Origin of the sequence: Streptosporangium sp. NPDC050855 (assembly GCF_044456585.1) — a bacterium.
Classification (GTDB): Bacteria; Actinomycetota; Actinomycetes; order Streptosporangiales; family Streptosporangiaceae; genus Streptosporangium; species Streptosporangium longisporum.
In genome coordinates this window covers 1-16,660 of record NZ_JBITFY010000012.1, presented here as the reverse complement: position 1 = coordinate 16,660, position 16,660 = coordinate 1, and the positions used below count along the sequence as shown (strand labels likewise).

17 protein-coding genes are annotated in these 16,660 nt (G+C 75.4%); 3 read left to right on the top strand and 14 right to left on the bottom strand.

Annotated elements, in window-relative coordinates; all coding sequences use genetic code 11:
* Positions 1–60: 60 nt before the first annotated feature.
* Complete coding sequence (locus ACIBCT_RS23595) at positions 61–570, top strand: nuclear transport factor 2 family protein (RefSeq protein WP_399191883.1); 510 nt, start codon at positions 61–63, stop codon at positions 568–570.
* Between the two features lie 9 nt (positions 571–579).
* On the opposite strand, the gene ACIBCT_RS23590 is transcribed toward ACIBCT_RS23595, so the two are convergent.
* The 10 genes from ACIBCT_RS23590 to ACIBCT_RS23545 form a co-directional block, all read right to left on the bottom strand.
* On the bottom strand, positions 580–1,470 hold the full coding sequence (locus ACIBCT_RS23590; protein ID WP_399191881.1) for a glycosyltransferase family 2 protein: 891 nt from the start codon (positions 1,468–1,470) through the stop codon (positions 580–582).
* 3 nt (positions 1,471–1,473) lie between these two features.
* On the bottom strand, positions 1,474–2,460 hold the full coding sequence (locus tag ACIBCT_RS23585; protein ID WP_399191879.1) for a UDP-glucuronic acid decarboxylase family protein: 987 nt from the start codon (positions 2,458–2,460) through the stop codon (positions 1,474–1,476).
* Positions 2,457–3,449, bottom strand: a complete 993-nt coding sequence (locus ACIBCT_RS23580) for a glycosyltransferase family 9 protein (RefSeq protein ID WP_399191877.1) — start codon at positions 3,447–3,449, stop codon at positions 2,457–2,459. Before ACIBCT_RS23580 ends, ACIBCT_RS23585 begins: the two co-directional genes overlap by 4 nt.
* Positions 3,440–4,120, bottom strand: a complete 681-nt coding sequence (locus tag ACIBCT_RS23575; RefSeq protein WP_399191875.1) for an SDR family oxidoreductase — start codon at positions 4,118–4,120, stop codon at positions 3,440–3,442. The genes ACIBCT_RS23580 and ACIBCT_RS23575 overlap by 10 nt, the downstream gene beginning before the upstream one ends.
* Positions 4,121–4,160: 40 nt before the next feature.
* Positions 4,161–5,735: an adenylyltransferase/cytidyltransferase family protein gene (locus tag ACIBCT_RS23570; protein WP_399191873.1), complete on the bottom strand. Its 1,575-nt coding sequence runs from the start codon at positions 5,733–5,735 to the stop codon at positions 4,161–4,163.
* Complete coding sequence (locus ACIBCT_RS23565) at positions 5,732–6,283, bottom strand: SIS domain-containing protein (protein WP_344904015.1); 552 nt, start codon at positions 6,281–6,283, stop codon at positions 5,732–5,734. The genes ACIBCT_RS23570 and ACIBCT_RS23565 overlap by 4 nt, the downstream gene beginning before the upstream one ends.
* A 2-nt stretch (positions 6,284–6,285) precedes the next feature.
* The gene (locus ACIBCT_RS23560) at positions 6,286–7,500 is read right to left on the bottom strand and encodes a glycosyltransferase (RefSeq protein ID WP_399191871.1); all 1,215 of its coding nucleotides are present in this window, start codon (positions 7,498–7,500) and stop codon (positions 6,286–6,288) included.
* Positions 7,497–8,498: a glycosyltransferase family 9 protein gene (locus tag ACIBCT_RS23555; RefSeq protein ID WP_399191869.1), complete on the bottom strand. Its 1,002-nt coding sequence runs from the start codon at positions 8,496–8,498 to the stop codon at positions 7,497–7,499. Before ACIBCT_RS23555 ends, ACIBCT_RS23560 begins: the two co-directional genes overlap by 4 nt.
* Before the next feature lie 146 nt (positions 8,499–8,644).
* Entirely contained in the window at positions 8,645–9,700 is a 1,056-nt protein-coding gene (locus ACIBCT_RS23550; protein WP_399191867.1) for a glycosyltransferase family 2 protein, read from the bottom strand.
* Positions 9,697–11,337, bottom strand: a complete 1,641-nt coding sequence (locus tag ACIBCT_RS23545; protein ID WP_399191865.1) for a carbamoyltransferase — start codon at positions 11,335–11,337, stop codon at positions 9,697–9,699. The genes ACIBCT_RS23550 and ACIBCT_RS23545 overlap by 4 nt, the downstream gene beginning before the upstream one ends.
* A 111-nt stretch (positions 11,338–11,448) precedes the next feature.
* Between ACIBCT_RS23545 and ACIBCT_RS23540 the strand changes: the two genes are divergently transcribed.
* Positions 11,449–11,988, top strand: a complete 540-nt coding sequence (locus tag ACIBCT_RS23540; RefSeq protein WP_399191863.1) for a D-glycero-alpha-D-manno-heptose-1,7-bisphosphate 7-phosphatase — start codon at positions 11,449–11,451, stop codon at positions 11,986–11,988.
* Positions 11,985–12,902 (top strand): glycosyltransferase, encoded by a 918-nt coding sequence (locus ACIBCT_RS23535; RefSeq protein WP_399191861.1) that lies wholly within the window; start codon positions 11,985–11,987, stop codon positions 12,900–12,902. Before ACIBCT_RS23540 ends, ACIBCT_RS23535 begins: the two co-directional genes overlap by 4 nt.
* A gap of 218 nt (positions 12,903–13,120) precedes the next feature.
* Here the strand turns inward: ACIBCT_RS23535 and ACIBCT_RS23530 are convergent, their stop codons facing one another.
* The 4 genes from ACIBCT_RS23530 to ACIBCT_RS23515 all read right to left on the bottom strand — a co-directional run.
* Positions 13,121–13,957, bottom strand: coding sequence for a carbohydrate ABC transporter permease (locus ACIBCT_RS23530; protein WP_399191859.1), 837 nt, complete (start codon positions 13,955–13,957; stop codon positions 13,121–13,123).
* On the bottom strand, positions 13,954–14,859 hold the full coding sequence (locus tag ACIBCT_RS23525) for a carbohydrate ABC transporter permease (RefSeq protein ID WP_399191857.1): 906 nt from the start codon (positions 14,857–14,859) through the stop codon (positions 13,954–13,956). Before ACIBCT_RS23525 ends, ACIBCT_RS23530 begins: the two co-directional genes overlap by 4 nt.
* A complete protein-coding gene (locus tag ACIBCT_RS23520; protein WP_399191855.1) occupies positions 14,856–16,181 on the bottom strand; it encodes an extracellular solute-binding protein in 1,326 nt (441 codons plus the stop codon). The genes ACIBCT_RS23525 and ACIBCT_RS23520 overlap by 4 nt, the downstream gene beginning before the upstream one ends.
* 20 nt (positions 16,182–16,201) lie before the next feature.
* Positions 16,202–16,660: alpha-L-arabinofuranosidase C-terminal domain-containing protein (locus ACIBCT_RS23515; protein WP_399191853.1), on the bottom strand; the 459-nt coding region annotated here is incomplete at its 5' end.

The following is a 16,660-nucleotide window of genomic DNA, read 5'->3' as shown; positions in this document are numbered from 1 at the left end:
CGTCGGCCGGTCGAGAGTGGGAACCGCCCGAACACCCTCCGACCAGCACGGGAGCACACGATGTTCGTCACCGACGGGCGCGCCCTGTCCGCCCCGGCCACCGGGACCGAGGCGGTCGTCCGGGAGCTGCGGGACCGCGCCGAGATCCTGGACGCGCTCCACCGGTTCGCCCTGGGACAGGACCTGAAGGACCGGGAACTGTTCGCCTCGGCCTTCGCGGCCGACGCCGAACTGGACTTCCGCCCCGCCGCGTCCCGGTGGGGCGGCGAGCCGCCCCCGATGTCGGGGCGGGACACGATCGTCACCACCATCCTGGACGCGTTCACCGGCCGGGTGGACACCACCCACCAGGTCACCAACCCCCGCGTCGCCGTGGACGGCGACACCGCGCGCCTCACCGCCCTGGTGGAGGCCCAGCACCTGCTCACCGGCGACCACGCCACCTTCGCGCTGCTGAAGAACCCCTACGACGTCGACCTGGTACGCGACGGCGAGCGCTGGGTCATCCAGCGCCTGCGCATCGAGAACACCTGGTACACCGGCGACCCCGTCGCGATCTTCGGTGGCTGAGGGGCACCGTCACGGCCGGGCCGCGTCGAGGGCCCGCCGTGCCGTCTCGACCGGCGGAGGCAGCCTGCGCCGGTCCGCCAGCGCCGCGGGCGACCGCAGGGCGGCGTCCCACAGACCCCGCCGTCCCTCGGGACCGCCGCACGCGGCGGCGAGCACGCTGCGCGCGACCACCGGCCACGGCCGCCGCAGCAGCGCGGTGAGCACCGCGTTGCGGGCGGCGAGGGTCCGCCTGCCCCGCGGCTCGCGCGAGGGGGAGGGATGGTGGTGGGCGACGACGTCCGGGACGTAGGCCAGTCCCCAGCCGGCCGCGGCCAGGTCCAGGGCCAGACGCTCCTCCTCGCCGAAGAAGAAGACGACGTCGTCGAACCCGCCCGCGGCGAGGTAGGCGTCCCGCCGCACCACCGCGCCGCAGGCCAGGAACCCCAGGACGCTCGGCCCGGGAAGGTCCGGTTCGGTGCCCAGCGGAGAGGCGGCCATGGCCGCGCAGATCGGGTCGGGACGCTCCTTCGGGCCCACCAGCACGCGTCCCGCCAGCACCGCCAGCCGGGGGTGGGCGTCGAGCACGCCGGCGGCGCGGGCCAGCGCGCCCCGCGCCCACCAGGAGTCGTCGTCGGCGAAGGCCACGTAGGGCGTCGTGGCCAGCCGTACCCCGATGTTGCGGGCCGGGGCGCCCAGGTTGCGGCCCAGTTCGACGACCTCGACGTGCGGGAAGCGCCGCCGTACGGCGGGCGCGGTGCCGTCGGCCGAGCCGTTGTCGAGCAGGATCACGGCCCCCTCGTGACGGGACAGGGAGTGTTCCAGCTCCCGGCGCCGGTCGCGGCTGGCCACCACCACCGTCACCCGCGCGCGCGGGTCCGCCCGCCCGCCGACCCAGGTCTCCGCGGACGGCCGGTCGCGCACCCCTCAGCCTCTCGTCAGCGGCGGCGTGGCCGGGCGGGCCGAGGCGTCGACGCCGTCGCGTTCCAGCTCGGCGCGGAACCAGCCGATCGTGCGGCGCAGCCCCTCGGCGGCGTCGATCCCGGCGTGCCAGCCGAGACAGCGGGCGGCCAGCGTGGTGTCGGGCCTGCGCACCCGGGGGTCGTCGGCGGGACGCGCGACGTACTCGATCGGCGAGGACGAACCGGCCAGGTCACGGATCGTCTCGGCCAGTGCGGTCATCGTCAGCTCACCGGGGTTGCCGATGTTGACCGGCCCGGCGACGTCGCGGCTCGCCAGGGCGAGGATGCCCTCGACCGTGTCGTCGACGTAGCAGATGGAACGCGTCTGCCGCCCGTCCCCGGTGACCGTCATCGGCTCACCGCGCAGGGCCTGCCTGACGAACGTCGGGATCGCCCTGCCGTCGAAGGGCCGCATCCGGGGGCCGTAGGTGTTGAAGATGCGCGCGATGCCGGTGTCGACGCCGTGGGTCTGGCGGTAGGCCACCGTCAGCGACTCGGCGAACCGCTTGGCCTCGTCGTAGACGCTGCGCGGGCCGACCGGATTGACGTTGCCCCAGTAGGTCTCCCGCTGGGGATGCTCCAGCGGATCGCCGTACACCTCGCTGGTCGAGGCCAGCACGAACCTGGCGCCCTTCTCCTTGGCCAGGCCGAGCAGGTGCAGCGTGCCCAGGCTGCCCACCTTCAACGTCTCGATCGGGTAGGCCAGGTAGTCGGCCGGGGAGGCGGCCGAGGCGAGGTGCAGGATCAGGTCCACCTCGCCCGGCACGTGCACGAAGCCCGTCACGTCGCACTCGACGAGCCGGAAGCCCGGCCGTCCCAGCAGGTGGGAGACGTTGTCCGGCGAGCCGGTGAGGAAGCTGTCCATGCAGACCACCTCGGTGCCGTCGGCCAGCAGCCTCTCGCACAGATGGGAACCCAGGAATCCGGCACCGCCGGCCACCACCGCTCTCATGACGCCCTCACCTCCAGCAGCCCCAGGGCCGCGTCGACAACCTCGGATGTCTCGATCTCCAGCAGGCCGGGATCCGGCGACGCGGCGTGCGGGTCGCCGGTGCGGCCGGTCCACAGGGCCACGTGCGGGCCGCCCGGTGGCGGTCCCCACAGCGCGGGGGAGGTGGGGCCGAACAGCACCACCGAGGGCGTCCGGTACGCGGTGGCCAGGTGGGCCACCCCGGTGTCGCCGCAGACCAGCAGCCTGGCGCCGCCGATCAGGTCGGCCAGCTCGGCGGGCCCGGTCCGCCCGGCCAGCACGCTCCCGGCCGGCAGGCCCGCCCTTCCGGCCACCTCGCGGGCCAGTGCGACCTCCGCCGGGCCGCCGGTCACCACGACCTCGGCGCCACCGCGGCGCAGCGCGGCCGCGACGAGCGCGAACCGCCCGGGCGGCCACCTGCGCGCGGGCGAGGCCGCCCCCGGATGGACGACGACGGGCCCGCGCAGGTCCGAGGTCCCGAGGGACAGGTCGGCGGGGTCGGCGGGGATGCCGTACCACCCCAGCAGGTCGCACCAGCGGCGCGTCTCGTGGACGTCCGCACGCCACGGCGGGCCGCCGTCCACCTCGTGGCTCAGCAGCCTGCCCGGATCGGTGCGGCGCAGCGCCTCGACGCTCTGCGGACCCCTGCCGTGCAGGTTGACCGCGACGTCGGGACCCCCGTACGGGGCGGGGCCCGGCCCTTGCGGGGCGGCGACGGACCTCTCGCGCGGGGCCGGGCACGGTCGCCCGCGAGCGGTGACGGCCCTCGCGTACGGCACCGGGCCCGGACCCGAGACGTCGACCAGGTCGTCCACCGCCCCGGTGCGGGCCGTCAGCCCGCGGTAGACGGCCGGCGCGGCCAGCGTGATCCGGCCGTCCGGGAAGGCGCGCCGCAGCGCCCGCAGCGCGGGCACCGCGGTGAGCAGGTCGCCGAGCCCGAGCCCGCGCAGCACCAGCACCTCTAGGGCCACGAGGGCTCCGTCGAGGGGCAGACGACCAGTTCCCGTACCTCGCAGCCGGGAGGCTGGCCCAGCGCGAAGACCACGGTGTCGGCGACGTCCTCGGGCCGGTTGAGCAGAGCGTCGGCACCGGGCCGGTACTGCTCGGTCCTGTCGTCGAAGAAGGCGGTCCGCATCCCCCCGGGCACCAGCAGCGTCACCCCGACGATGCCCGCCAGCTCGGTGGCGAGCGCCCGGGTGAAGCCGACCACGCCGAACTTGCTGGCGCAGTAGGCGGTGGCGTCGCCCACCGCGCGCAGCCCCAGGGTGGAGGCCACGGTCACCACCCGGCCGCGCGACTCCATCAGGTACGGCAGCGCCGCCCGCACGACCGTCGCCGTGCCCAGCAGGTTGACCCTGATCACCCGCTCCCAGTCGGTGGCGGGCACCTCGGCCAGCGGCCCGCAGGCGTCGACGCCCGCGGCGGTCACCACCCCGTCCAGCCCTCCGGCCAGCGCGGCGAGCTCCCGTACGGCCCCCGCGGCCCGCTCGGGGTCGGCCAGGTCGGCCGTGACGTGGTCGAAGCCGTCGCCGGGGGCCCGCAGGTCGACGACGAGCGGCCGCCCGCCCGCCTTGGCGACGGCCCTGGCGGTCGCCTGGCCCAGCCCGGACGCTCCTCCGGTGATCAGTATGTTTCCCAGCATCGGTGTTCCCCTTCTCGGCGTGCCGCCCGTACGGCGACGGTCAGGAGGCCGCCTGCGCGGCCGCGATCAGTCCGGTCGTGGAGCGGCCGGGGACGTGGCTCAGTACGACGCTCTCGGCGCCCAGCCGGTCGAGCACCGCCGTCTCCGGCAGTACCCGGCCGTCGTAGTCGCCGCCCTTCACCCATACTTCGGGCCGGAGCAGCTCTATGGCCGCACACGGGGTGTCCTCGTCGAACACCAGCACGGCGTCCACGCACCCCAGGGCGCGCAGCACCTCGACCCGGTCGTGCTGCCCGACGACCGGCCTGCCGGGGCCCTTGAGCCTGCGCACCGAGGCGTCGGAGTTGACGCAGACGACCAGCGCGTCGCCCAGGGCCCTGGCCCTGCGCAGCAGGCTGACGTGCCCGGCGTGCAGCAGGTCGAAGCAGCCGCCCGTGGCGATCAGGCGCCCGCCGCCCGCCCTGACCGCCTCGGCGGTCCGCAGCGCGTCGCGCGGCCCGTCGCCCGCTGCCGGGGCGGCCGGCCGGAGCGACGCCGTTGCGGATCCGTCCCCGTTCAGGGAGCGGATCCGGGAGGCCCCGCGGTCGTCCCCGTCCGGGACGGCCTCCCCGCGGGACGGGACCGGCCGGACCGACGCGGCCCCTCCCTCGTTCACGAACCGCGCGGCCTCCCGCACCCCGGCCGCGACCGCGTCCCGCACCGGCGCGCCGTCGCGCAGCGCCAGCGCCGCGGCACCGGCCAGCCGGTCGCCCGCGCCGCACGTGTCACGCCCCTCGAACGGCGCGGCCGGCAGAGACACCGCAGGCGCCGCAGACACCGCGGACGGCAGAGACACCGCGGACGGCGCGGACGGCACGGACGGCGGGACGGGCAGGTGCGAGCGGTGACCGTCCTCGCAGGCCAGTACCGCCCCGCGGGCGCCGAGCGTGACCGCCACGGCCCCGGCGCGGAGCGCCGCCACCAGGTGAAGGGCGGCCCGCCCGGGATCGGCGGGCGCCCGCCCGTACGACGCGCCGGCCGTCCGGGCACCGCCGGGCGTCCGCCCGCACAGCACGGCCGCCTCGGCCTCGCTCGGTGTCACCAGCGCGCACCCCGGCGGCGGCGGCGACCCCCGGGGGTGCGGGTCCCACACGACCGGCACGCCGAGGCCGCCGAGCAGGTCCCGCACCGCGTCCGCGGCGCCCCTGCCGTAGTCGGAGACCAGCACCGCCCCGGCCCCGCGCAGGGCACGGGCCGCGGCCTCCCCGCCGCCCGCGGGGGTCACGCCGTCACCGGTGTCGAGCCGCAGCAGCGTCCGGCCGCGCACCCTGATCCTGCTCTTGCGGACCGTCGTGCCGCGCGACGGCAGCCGCACCACGCTCAGGTACGGGGTCAGCAGCCCGGCCAGCACCCGGCCGGAGGGGTCGTCGGCCAGCGCGGTGACCAGGACGACCTCGGCGCCGGAACGGGCGGCCAGCAGGGCGGCCAGGCCCGCGCCGCCCGGTCGCGGGTGCTCGGCGCCGACGTCGACGACCGGCGCGGGCGCGTCCGGGCAGAGGCGCTCGCTCTCGCCTTCGACGTCCACGTCGAGCACGGTGTCGCCGACGACGACCAGCGGTCCGGTGGCACCCCTCATGTCAGGGCCTCCTCGGTCGCGGAACAGAGCATGTGGATCAGCACCAGGTGGACCTCCTGGACGATCGAGGTGTCGGGCGAGGGCACGGCCACGACCTCGTCGCTCAGCTCGGCCAGCGCGTTGGGGGCCGGTCCGGTCAGCGCCCACACGAGCAGGCCGGTCTGCTGCGCGGCCCTGGCCGCCGCCAGCACGTTCGGGCTGGTGCCGCTGCACGACAGGGTGATCAGCACGTCCCCGGTCCGGCCGTGGGCGCGCACCTGGCGGGCGTAGACCTCCTCGATCCCGAAGTCGTTGGCGATGGCGGTCACCGACGAGCCGTCGGCGTGCAGCGGTATCGCCGCGAAAGGGCGGCGGTCCTTCTTGAACCTGCCGACCAGCTCGGCCGTCAGATGCTGGGCCTCGGCCGCGGATCCGCCGTTCCCGCAGGCCAGGAGCCTGCCGCCGCTCTCGAGGACGGTGGCCAGCTTCATGCCCCAGGCCTGGACCAGGGCGCATTTCCCGTCCATCCTCGCCAGGGTCCCGGTGAGGTCGGCCAGATGTGCGTTCATGATCAGCCTCCCGATACCGCGAGCCGGTCCTGGCGTGCCGCGACGACACTCCGGTAGACCGCCTCGGTCTGCCCGGCCACGTATGGCCAGCTGTACCTCTCCGCGGTCCTGCGGACGCCCGCCTCGCCCATGGCCCGCCTTCGCCCCGGGGAGGCGAGCAGGCCGCGCAGCGCCTCCGCCAGGGCCGCCGGGTCGCGCGGAGGCACCAGCAGCCCGCAGCCGGCGACCGTGTCGAGGTGCCCGCCGACGGCCGAGGCGACCACGGGGACGCCGCAGGCCATCGCCTCCAGCGGCACCATGCCGAACGGCTCGTACCAGGGCACGCTCACCACCACGTCGGCCGAGCGCATCAGGCCCGGCACCTCCTCGCGGCCGACGCTGCCGAGCAGGTGGACCCGGCCGGACAGGCCCCGGGACTCGGCCAGGGCGCGCAACCGCCGCGACTCCTCGTCGTCCGGGTGGCCGCCGGCGATCACCAGCTCGACCCCGGGCAGCTCCTCCAGGGCCCTGATCACGGTGTCGACCCCCTTGCGCGGTACCAGGCGGCCGATGCTGAGGACGCGGTGCGCGCCGGTGCGCCCGGCCGCGGGCCCCTCGGGCCGGAACCGGCCGAGGTCCACCCCGCACGGCACGACCCGCACCCGTTCGTGGGGCACGCCCATCGCGCGCAGCTCCGTCACCTCGTCGTCGCAGGTGGCGATCACCGCGTCCACGCGGTGGCCGATCTCGCGTTCGATCGCGATGCGCTCCGGGGGGCTGGTGTCGGCCGCCCCCTGCCAGCGCCGCTTGACGACGCCGAGCGCGTGGAAGGTCTGCGTGACCGGCACGCCGTACGCGGCCCCGAGCGTGGCCACGCCCCGCGTCGCCCCGAGCGCCGCCACGCCGCTCATCCAGAAGTGCGCGTGCGCCACGTCCGGCCGCTGCGTGGCCCAGCGCCTGGCCAGGTGCGCGGCGAACGTGGGCATGTGCCCGAACAGCTCGTCCTTGGGCAGCGGCAGGGCGGGTCCCGCGGGCACGTACTCCACGGTCGCCCCCGGTGCCAGGGACACCGTCAGCGGCAGGGCTGCGTCGTGGCGCCGGGTGTGCACGACGACGTCGTGTCCCCGCCGGGCCAGCTCGACGGCCAGGGCGGCGACGTGCACGTTCTGGCCGCCCGCGTCGGCCCCGCCCACGGCCGCCATCGGATCGGCGTGCTCGGAGATCATTTCGATTCTCATGCGATCAGCTCCCTCACGGCCTTGACGACCTCCTCCGGGCCGACGGAGGCCAGGCACGGATGGCCGGGTACCGGGCAGACGCGCGCCCGGGTGGCGCGGCAGGGCGCGTGCTGGTCGCCCAGCAGAACGCACGGCACGCGGTAGGGCGCCCAGCGCCCGGCGGGCACGACCGGGGAGAACAGGCTGACCACGGGCGTGCCGACCGCCGCCGCGAGATGGGCGGGCCCGGTGTTGCCCGACACGAGCGCCGCCGCGCCGTCCAGCACCGCCGCGAGCCCGGCGAACGTGCTGCGCCCCCCGAGGTCGAGACCGTCGCGGCCGGCCACGTACGCGGTGAGGTCCCGCTCGGCCGCGGTGCCGGTGACGACGACCCGGTGGCCGTCGCCCGCCAGCTCCGCGACCGCGTCCCTGTGCCGTTCGGCCGGCCAGGTCCTGGCGGGCACCGACGCCCCCGGGTGGACGACGACGTAGCCGGGCGGCCCGGTCAGGTGCGCGGCGGCGGGCAGCGGGCGCCGGACGGCGAGCGCCCCGTCGTCGCCGGGCGGCAGCGCAAAGCCCGCGGCCTCGGCGACGGCGAGCATCCGCTCGGCCTCGGGGACGTCGCGCTCCTCGTCCACCCGTACCCGCACGTCGAGCAGCGCGCCGGGGAAGTCCTGGCTGATCGCGGCGATCCGCGCGACCCCCGCCAGGCGCAGCAGCAGCGCCAGCGGCAGCGCGCTCTGGTGGAAGGAGGTCAGGATCAGCGCCTCGTCGGGGCGGGCGGCGGCGACCAGGTCCAGCAGCGCCCGGGCGTGCCCGGGCGTCACGGCCGGGGCGGCGGGATCGATCCAGGGGGTACGCCACTCGGCGACCTCGTCCACGCCGGGCAGCAGCCCGGCGGCGGCCCGGCCGTGCGGGCCGGCCAGGAAGGTGACGTGCGCGGCGGACGCGGCCACCGCCCTGACGGCGGGACCGGCCAGCAGGACGTCACCGGCGTTGTCGGTCCGGGCGACGAGCACGCGTCCTTTCGGCGCGGCCCGTCCCCTCGGCCCGGTCTGCTCCGCCGGTCCGGCCTGTTCCCCCGGCGCGGCCCGTCCCCCCGGCGCGGCCCGAGCTCTCCGCCCGGCCCGTGCGCCGGGCCCGGCCCGACCGGCGGTGGCGGCGCTCACCGGCGCGCCCTCAGCTCACCGCGTACGCGGTGCAGGCAGGCGGCGGGCGGGATCGCCGCGCTGGTCACGAGCATGCGCGCGACCTCCCCGGCGGAGCGGGGGCCGGGGGCGATGCGCGCCCAGGCGAACTCCGCGGTGAGCGCGGCCCACCCGAGCCCGGCCACGGCCGCCGCCCACCCGGCCGCCGCCCACCCGGCCGCGGTCCACCTGGGCGCGGTCCACCTGGACGCCGCCAGCCCGGCCGCCGCCACCCCCAGCGCGCTGGTCAGCGCGTGGCGGCGCAGGCGTCCGGGGGCGCCACCGAGCCGCTCGCGCCACCCGGGCCCGTGGAGGCGCCGCATCAGGGCGTCGTCGGCGTTGCCGCGCTGGCGGCGCAGGCTGACCAGGAAACCGTCGTCGCGCACCGGGTGCAGGCTGACCCGCCTTCCCCGCACCAGGCGCAGACCGGCCCCGGACACGCGCAGGGCCAGGTCCGCGTCCTCGCGGTAGGCGCGCGGGAAACGCTCGTCGAACCCGCCGGTGCGCTCCAGCGCCGAGCGGCGGTAGGCGATGTCGGCGGTGATCCACTCGGCCTCGGCCAGCCCGGCGGTGTCGCGCTCGGCGTCGGTGGGCCGCCGGTCCGCCGGGAGCGGCACCTCGATGCGACCCTGACAGGCGGCCACGTCGGCGGGCAGGCCCGCGAGGTCGGCGAGCAGCGCCCGCGCCCAGCCCGGCCCGGGGACCACGTCGTCGTCGAGGAAGGCGACCCATTCCCCCTCCGAGGCCCGCCAGCCCGCGTTCCTGGCCGCGGCGGGCCCGCGCCCGCCGGAGCGCACGACGCGCGCGTGCCGGGGAAGCCCGCCCAACTCGCCCCGGCCCGGTCCCGGCGGCCGGTCGTCGACGACGACGACCTCCAGCTCCGGCGGGAGGGCGGCCAGCGTGGCGGCCAGGCTCGGCCGGCCGACGGTGGGCACCACGACGGAGATCACGAGGCCGGTCACCGGGCCGGTCACGGGGCCGGTCACGGGGCCGGTCACGGGGCCGGTCACGGGGCCGGTCACGAGGCGGGTCACGAGGCGAACACCTCCCCGCGCCGTACCAGGAACGGGCCGAGCGCCAGCACGTCCACCGGTGAGGAACCGAAGCACTCCAACGCGTCGCGCGGGTCGTCGACCATGGGCCGCCCTGCGGTGTTGAGGCTGGTGTTTACCACCACGGGAAGGCCGGTGCGCGCCTCGAACTCGCCCAGCATCCGGGCCAGCAGCGGCTCCTGCCGCTCCGAGACCGTCTGCACCCGCGCGGTCCCGTCCACGTGCACCACCGCGGGGATCCGCTCCCGCCACGACGGCTCCACGTCGTGCACGAACAGCATGTACGGCGAGCACGCCGGCCCCCGCGAGAAGATCTCCCCGGCGCGCGAGGCCAGCACCATCGGCGCGATGGGCCGGAACTGCTCGCGGCCCTTGACGTCGTTCAGCCGCTCGGTGTTGCGCGCGTACCCCGGATGGGCCAGCAGCGAGCGCCTCCCCAGCGCCCGGGGCCCGTACTCGGCGCGACCCTGGAACCAGGCCACGATCCGGTCGGCGGCCAGCTCGGCCGCGACCGCGGCGGCCAGGTCGCGCGGCCGGGTGTGCGGCACGCGCGCCACGTCCAGCCACGCGGCCAGCTCCTGTTCGCTCCAGCCCCGCCCCAGGTCGGCGCCTGGCATCGGTACCGTGACCTCGCCGTGGGCCCTGGCCAGGTGCAGCGCCCCGCCGAGCGCGGTGCCCGAGTCGCCCGCCGCGGGCTGCACCCACACCTCCTCGAACGGACTCTGTGCCAGCAGCCGGGTGTTGGCGACGCAGTTGAGCGCGACGCCCCCGGCGAGCGTCAGATAGCGGTCACCGGTACGGCCGTGCAGCCACGTCGCCAGCTCCAGCAGCACCTCCTCCAGCCTGGCCTGCACGCTGGCGGCCAGGTCGGCGTGGTCGGCGGACCAGGGCTCCCCGGCCGCCAGGGCCTTGGCGTAGCCGCCCCAGTCGATCGGCTCCACCCTGAACCCGCCGTCGCCGGTCGTGACGATCAGCTCGCGCAGCGCGGCCAGGTGGCGGGGCGTGCCGTAGGAGGCCAGCGCCATCACCTTGTACTCGTCGCAGGAGCGCAGGAACCCCAGGTGCTCGGTGACCTCCTCGTACATCAGCCCGAGCGAGTGCGGCAGTGCCTGGGCGGCCAGCACGGTCAGCTCGCCGTCGCGGTAGTGCCCCGCCAGGTGCGACACGGCCTCGCCCCGGCCGTCGCACACCAGCACCGCGCAGTCGCGGTACGGCGAGGCCAGCCCGGCCGACGCGGCGTGCGCCACGTGGTGGGGGACGTAGGAGACCTGCGCCGGGTCGAGGCCGGGCAGCGCGGTGGCCAGGAAGGCCGGCGCCCGCCGGGCGTAGGTCGTGCGCAGCTCCTCCCACCCGCCGTCGAGCCCCTCCTGGCCCGGCCGTACCAGGTCGGGGTCGTAGGAGTAGGCGACGGCGTCCAAATCCTCCGGCCTCAGGCCCGCCTGGCGGAGGCACCAGCCGGCCGCCTGCTCGGGAAGCTCCCACGCCGAGAACGGCACCGGCCGCTTGCCGTGCTTGCGGCGGCTGAAGCGCTCCTCCTCGGCGGCGGCCACGACCTCCCCGTCGACCACGAGGGCCGCGGCGGGATCGTGGAAGATCGCGTTGATGCCCAGGAACCTCATCGAGCTCCCCTTCCGAAAGGTGTCTCACGTATCGGCTGTGATGGCGAAAGGGGAGGTCAGGGCCTCGCCGGTCGCCGTTTGGGCTGATCGGAGACCGGGTAGCCGCAGCTCATGCACCGTATCCGGCCACCGGCCGCCGTCCTGTTCGACAGGGACGGGACACTGATCAGGAACGTGCCCTACAACGCCGACCCCGCCCTGGTCGAGCCGGTGCCGGGCGCCCGGGAGGCGCTCGACCGGCTGCGCCGCGCGATGGTGCCCACCGGAGTGATCACCAACCAGTCGGGCGTCGCCAGGGGTCTGATCACCCGCGAGCAGCTCGACCTGGTCAACGCGGAGGTCGAGCGGCTGCTGGGGACGTTCGACACCTGGGCGGTCTGCACGCACGGCGAGGACGACCGCTGCGCGTGCCGCAAGCCCGCCCCCGGGCTGGTGCTGCGGGCCGCCGCGGCGCTCGGCGTCGATCCGCGCGACTGCGTCGTGATCGGCGACATCGGCGGCGACATGGAGGCCGCCGCGGCCGCGGGCGCGCGCGGCATCCTGGTGCCGACCGCGGAGACCCTGGCCGGAGAGGTGGCCGCCGCGCCGGAGGTGGCCGCCGACCTCACCGAGGCCGTCACCAGGGCGCTGGGCGTGCGGGTACGGCGATGAGGATCATGCTGTGGCACGTGCACGGCTCGTGGACCACGGCGTTCGTCCAGGGCCGCCACGACTACGTGGTGCCGCTCGTCCCCGGCCGGGGCCCGGACGGGCGCGGCAGGGCGCGGACGTTCGCCTGGCCCGAGGGCGTGCGCGAGGTCCCCTGGGACGCGCTGCGCCACGAGCCCCTGGACGCGGTGGTCTACCAGCGCCCGCACGAGATGGAGCTGGCCCGCGAGTGGCTGGGCCGCGACCTGCCCGGCGTGTACGTCGAGCACAACACCCCGGCCGGGGACGTGCCGCACACCCGCCACCCGCTGGCCGGGCGGAGCGACGTCCCGATCGTGCACGTCACCCACTTCAACGAGCTGTTCTGGGACAACGGCCGGGCGCCCACGCGCGTCATCGAGCACGGCGTCGTCGACCCGGGCCCCCTCTACACCGGGGAGCTGCCCCGGGCCGGGGTGGTCGTCAACGAGCCGGTGCGCCGCACCCGGGTCGCGGGCACCGACCTGCTGCCCCGGCTCGCCGGGGCCGCGCCGCTGGACGTGTTCGGGATGAAGGCCGACGGGCTCGCCTACCCCGCCTACGACCTGCCGCAGGCCGCGATGCACGCCGAGCTGGCCAGGCGCCGCGTCTACCTGCACCCCTACCGCTGGACGTCGCTGGGCCTGGCGCTGGTCGAGGCCATGCACCTGGGCATGCCGGTCGTCGCGCTCGCCACGACCGAGGCCGTCGAGGCCGTGCCCGCGGCGGCGGGAGTGATCTCCACCAGGGTCGAGACCCTGGCCGCCGCGCTGCGGGAGTTCGTCGCCGATCCCGGCCGCGCCAGACGGGCGGGCGAGGCCGGGCGCGAGGCCGCGCTCGGCAGGTACGGGCTCGGCCGCTTCCTGTCCGACTGGGATCGCCTGCTGGTCACGATGTGACATATGAGCTCTGTCCCTTTCACCCCAAATAGTCACTCATAGGGTGACATGGCGTAGGGCGACAGAACGGATACTCTGTGTAATGAAGTAGGCAGCGAAGCCTAACCGTATTCCATGTGATCTTCATCCCGGTCGTGCGCCACCGTTCCGCGGCCGGGACGGGTGCGAGGCCGGTCCGGGTGAACGGCCCCGCCGGACGGCCGCGCGTCGCGCCCCCCTCATCCCTTGAGCCCGGACCGGGAGACCCCCTGGATCACCCAGCGCTGGGCGACGAGGTAGAGCACGATCACCGGCAGGCCCGCGATCACCGCCCCGGCCATCAGCAGGTCGTAGCGGATGCTGTTGGCGCCCTGGAGGTTGCCCAGGCCCGCGGGCAGGGTCAGCGACTCGGGACTGAACAGGACGTAGAGCGGCCACAGGAAGTCGTTCCAGTTGGTCAGGAACGACAGCAGGAACAGCGTCACCAGGGCGGGGCGGGCCAGCGGGAGCGCGATGGTGGTGAAGATCTGCCACCGGTTGCAGCCGTCCAGCTCGGCGGCCTCCTCCAGCTCCCGCGGCAGCGTGACGAAGAACTGCCGCAGGAAGAACACGCCGAACGCCCCCGCCGCCGCCGGGACGATCACCGCGGGCAGGTCGTCCACCCAGGAGAGCTCGTTGACGATCAGGAAGGTGGGGACCAGCAGCACCACCGGCGGCACGAACAGGGTCGCCACGACCGTCGCGAAGATGGTGTTCCGGCCGCGGAAGCGGAGCCGGGCCAGTGCGTACGCGGCCGGTGCGGCGGTCACCAGGACCAGGGCGGCGTGGCCGGTGGCGGCGGCGAGGCTGTTGACGAACCACCTGGCGATCGGGCTGTCCGTACCGGTGAGGATCTCCCGGTAGGCGTCCAGGGTCGCCGGGGCGGGGATCCACCGCGGCTCGGCCACCCCGGCCTCCCGGCGGGTCTTGAACGAGGTGGACAGCATGTAGGCCAGCGGGCTCAGGTACAGCGCCGCGATCGTGACGAGGGTCAGATGGAGCAGGGCCCGCCGCAGGCCGCGGACGTCCCGGGTCACGATCCGCCCCTGTTCCCGAGGGCGCCGAACACCAGCGCGCTGGTCACCATCAGGAAGGCGGCCAGGATGAAGCTCATGGCCGAGGCGGTGCCCAGGTCGAACTGGCGCAGGCCGGTCTCGGCGATGAGGTGGATCGCGGTCTTGGTCTGGTCGGCGGGAGCGCCGCCCGTGATCAGGTACGACTGGCCGAACATGTTGGCCGAGGCCAGGATCGTGGTGTTCAGGACGAAGATCGTCACCGGCCGCAGGCCGGGCAGGGTCACCGAGCGGAACCGCTGCCAGGCGGAGGCACCGTCGACCATCGCGGCCTCGTGCAGCTCGCGCGGGATGTCCTGCAGCCCGGCCAGGAAGATGACGGCGTTCAGGCCGAGCGTCCACCAGACCGTCACCCCGACGAGGGCGACCCAGGCGGCCGGCACGTCGGTGGTCCACTGCACGTCCAGGCCCAGGTAGTGGTTGACCAGGCCGATGTTGCCGTCCAGCAGGAACCGCCAGACGAACCCGACGACCGCCACGCCCAGCACGTACGGCGCGAAGTAGACGGCCCGGTAGACGTCGCGCCCGGCGAAGCGCCCGTTCATCAGCAGCGCGGTGAGCAGCGGCAGCACGATGAGCGGCGGCACCGACGCGACCGTGAAGATTCCGGTGGCCCGCATCGCCGTCCAGAAGCGCGCCCCCTCCACGCCGGCGGGGTCGAACAGCTCGGCGTAGTTCTCCAGCCCGACGAACGGCCTGTCCGGGAGGCCGATGTCCCATCTGTGCAGGCCGGTCCAGAACCCGAAGCCGATGGGCAGCAGCATGAAGACGGCGAACAGGGCGAGGTAGGGGGCGGCGAACAGGTACGGCGTCCAGGGGCGCATCCTGCGGACGACACCGGGGGACCCGGCGGTCCGCGTGCTCATCGCCCGTACTTCCGCGTGTTCTCGGCCAGCAGCCTGTCGGCCAGCGCCACGCCCGCCTTCAACGCCTCCGCCGGGGACGCCTCCTTCAGCACGGCCCTGGCCACCGCCGGCTCCAGCGCCTTGGTCTGCACGTCCCCGACCCCGGGGAGCGAGGGCAGGAAACGCAGGACGCCCGGGTCGGCGGCCAGCCTGATCTGGGGCAGACCGGCGAGCGAGGGATCCAGGCGGACGGAGGTGCGGGCCGGGATCATCCCGGCCCCGGCCCACCGGGCGGACAGCCGGCTCATGTGGTCGATGAGGAGACCGGCCGCCCGGACCTTGTCCGGGTCCCCGCCCGCGCGGGAGGTCATCACGAAGTTGTGGGAGGAACTCCACACCGCGGCCGTGCCGCCGACGACGGGGAGCGGGGACAGACCCCACCGCAGCGATCCGGTGTTGGACGTCAGATCGTTGATCTGCCAGATCCCGTCCCAGGTGAAGCTGCTCGCGCCGTTCTTGAAGGCGGCGTACTGGCCGTCCTGGGCGACCTTGGCCGGGCTGAGGCCCTTGTCGATCTGCTCGACCATCCAGCCCAGGGCCTTGGCCCCCGCGTCGGAGCCCCACAGCGCCTTCGAGCCGTCCTCGCTGTAGAGCTCGCCGCCGAACTGCCACAGCAGGCTCATGAACATCAGATGCCCGGGCCACCTGTTCGGCACCCAGAAGGGGGCGGCGATCCCGGCCTGCCGGAGCCGTCCGAGCGCCTCCTCGTAGGAGACCCCGTCCGCCGGGGCGCCGGTCAGGCCGATCCTCTCCAGGTGGGCCCGGTTCCAGTAGCCGCCCAGGCAGTGCACGTCGAACGGCACGCTGTAGCGCCTGCCCCGGTAGATCCCGGCGTTCCACACCGCGGGGACGAAGTCCGACCCGGTCAGCCCGAGCGCGCCTGCCAGGTCGTCCAGGGGGACCAGCGTCCGCCGCGCGGCGAGGGTGGCGATCCAGTCGTTGTGGACGATCGCGACGTCCGGCCCCCTGCCCGCGGCGATGGCCATCGGTATCGCGGGGTAGAGGTCCTCCCAGCGGCGGGTGACGTTGCGGACCGCGATCCGGCCCGAGAACCTCCGGTTGAACGCCTCCAGCATGGCGCGCAGGTACGGGCCGTCACCGCCGGTGAAGCCGTTCCAGCAGTCCAGCGTCACCCTGGGCCCGGAGTACTCCCCGGCCGGGAGCGCGGGCGAGGCCGGGGCGAAACCGGTCCCGGCGTCCCTTCCGCAGGAGGGCAGCGCCGCGGCGAGGCCCGCGGCGCCGCAGAGGCCGAGGGCCGAACGGCGCGAAAGGGTACCGGTCATTTCTTGCTCCCGGGAAAAGCTTACTCCCGGTCAGGAACGCCGGTGAAGCGGACGACGCTCCAGGAGGCCGGCGTCAGGGTCACCGATGCGTGGTGGCCCTCCATGCGGGCGCCCGCGCCGGGCCGGGGCACGACGCGGTCGGGCGCCTCGGCGGTGTTGACGGCCGAGGGGTCGTCGTCGGCGAGTTCGATGTGCTCCACCGGCCGCAGACCCTCGGGCAGTGTGAGCTCCAGCTCGCAGGGGCGGTGCCGGTCGCGGTTGACCACGAACAGGGCCAGCTCGCCGGTCTCCTCGTCGTGCGTGGCGGTCGCCCAGATCGCGGGCACCTCCCCGTACCTGTCGGTGGGGATGGTGGCGCACTCGGGCTCGACCCGCAGCACCTGGCCGCGGGCGTACTTCGCGGTCAGCGCGAACGGGTGGAAGATGCTCTGTCGCCAGGCCGGGCCGCCCGGCTCGGTCCTGATCGGGGCGATCACGTT

Excerpts from the sequence above, each read along its gene's own strand:
- ACIBCT_RS23565 (WP_344904015.1), bottom strand. The coding sequence starts at position 6,283 with ATGAACGCACATCTGGCCGACCTCACCGGGACCCTGGCGAGGATGGAC.
- ACIBCT_RS23535 (WP_399191861.1), top strand. The coding sequence starts at position 11,985 with ATGAGGATCATGCTGTGGCACGTGCACGGCTCGTGGACCACGGCGTTC.
- ACIBCT_RS23585 (WP_399191879.1), bottom strand. The coding sequence starts at position 2,460 with ATGAGAGCGGTGGTGGCCGGCGGTGCCGGATTCCTGGGTTCCCATCTG.
- ACIBCT_RS23545 (WP_399191865.1), bottom strand. The coding sequence starts at position 11,337 with ATGAGGTTCCTGGGCATCAACGCGATCTTCCACGATCCCGCCGCGGCC.
- ACIBCT_RS23540 (WP_399191863.1), top strand. The coding sequence starts at position 11,449 with ATGCACCGTATCCGGCCACCGGCCGCCGTCCTGTTCGACAGGGACGGG.
- ACIBCT_RS23525 (WP_399191857.1), bottom strand. The coding sequence starts at position 14,859 with ATGAGCACGCGGACCGCCGGGTCCCCCGGTGTCGTCCGCAGGATGCGC.
- ACIBCT_RS23570 (WP_399191873.1), bottom strand. The coding sequence starts at position 5,735 with ATGAGGGGTGCCACCGGACCGCTGGTCGTCGTCGGCGACACCGTGCTC.
- ACIBCT_RS23560 (WP_399191871.1), bottom strand. The coding sequence starts at position 7,500 with ATGAGAATCGAAATGATCTCCGAGCACGCCGATCCGATGGCGGCCGTG.
- ACIBCT_RS23520 (WP_399191855.1), bottom strand. The coding sequence starts at position 16,181 with ATGACCGGTACCCTTTCGCGCCGTTCGGCCCTCGGCCTCTGCGGCGCC.
- ACIBCT_RS23595 (WP_399191883.1), top strand. The coding sequence starts at position 61 with ATGTTCGTCACCGACGGGCGCGCCCTGTCCGCCCCGGCCACCGGGACC.
- ACIBCT_RS23575 (WP_399191875.1), bottom strand. The coding sequence starts at position 4,120 with ATGCTGGGAAACATACTGATCACCGGAGGAGCGTCCGGGCTGGGCCAG.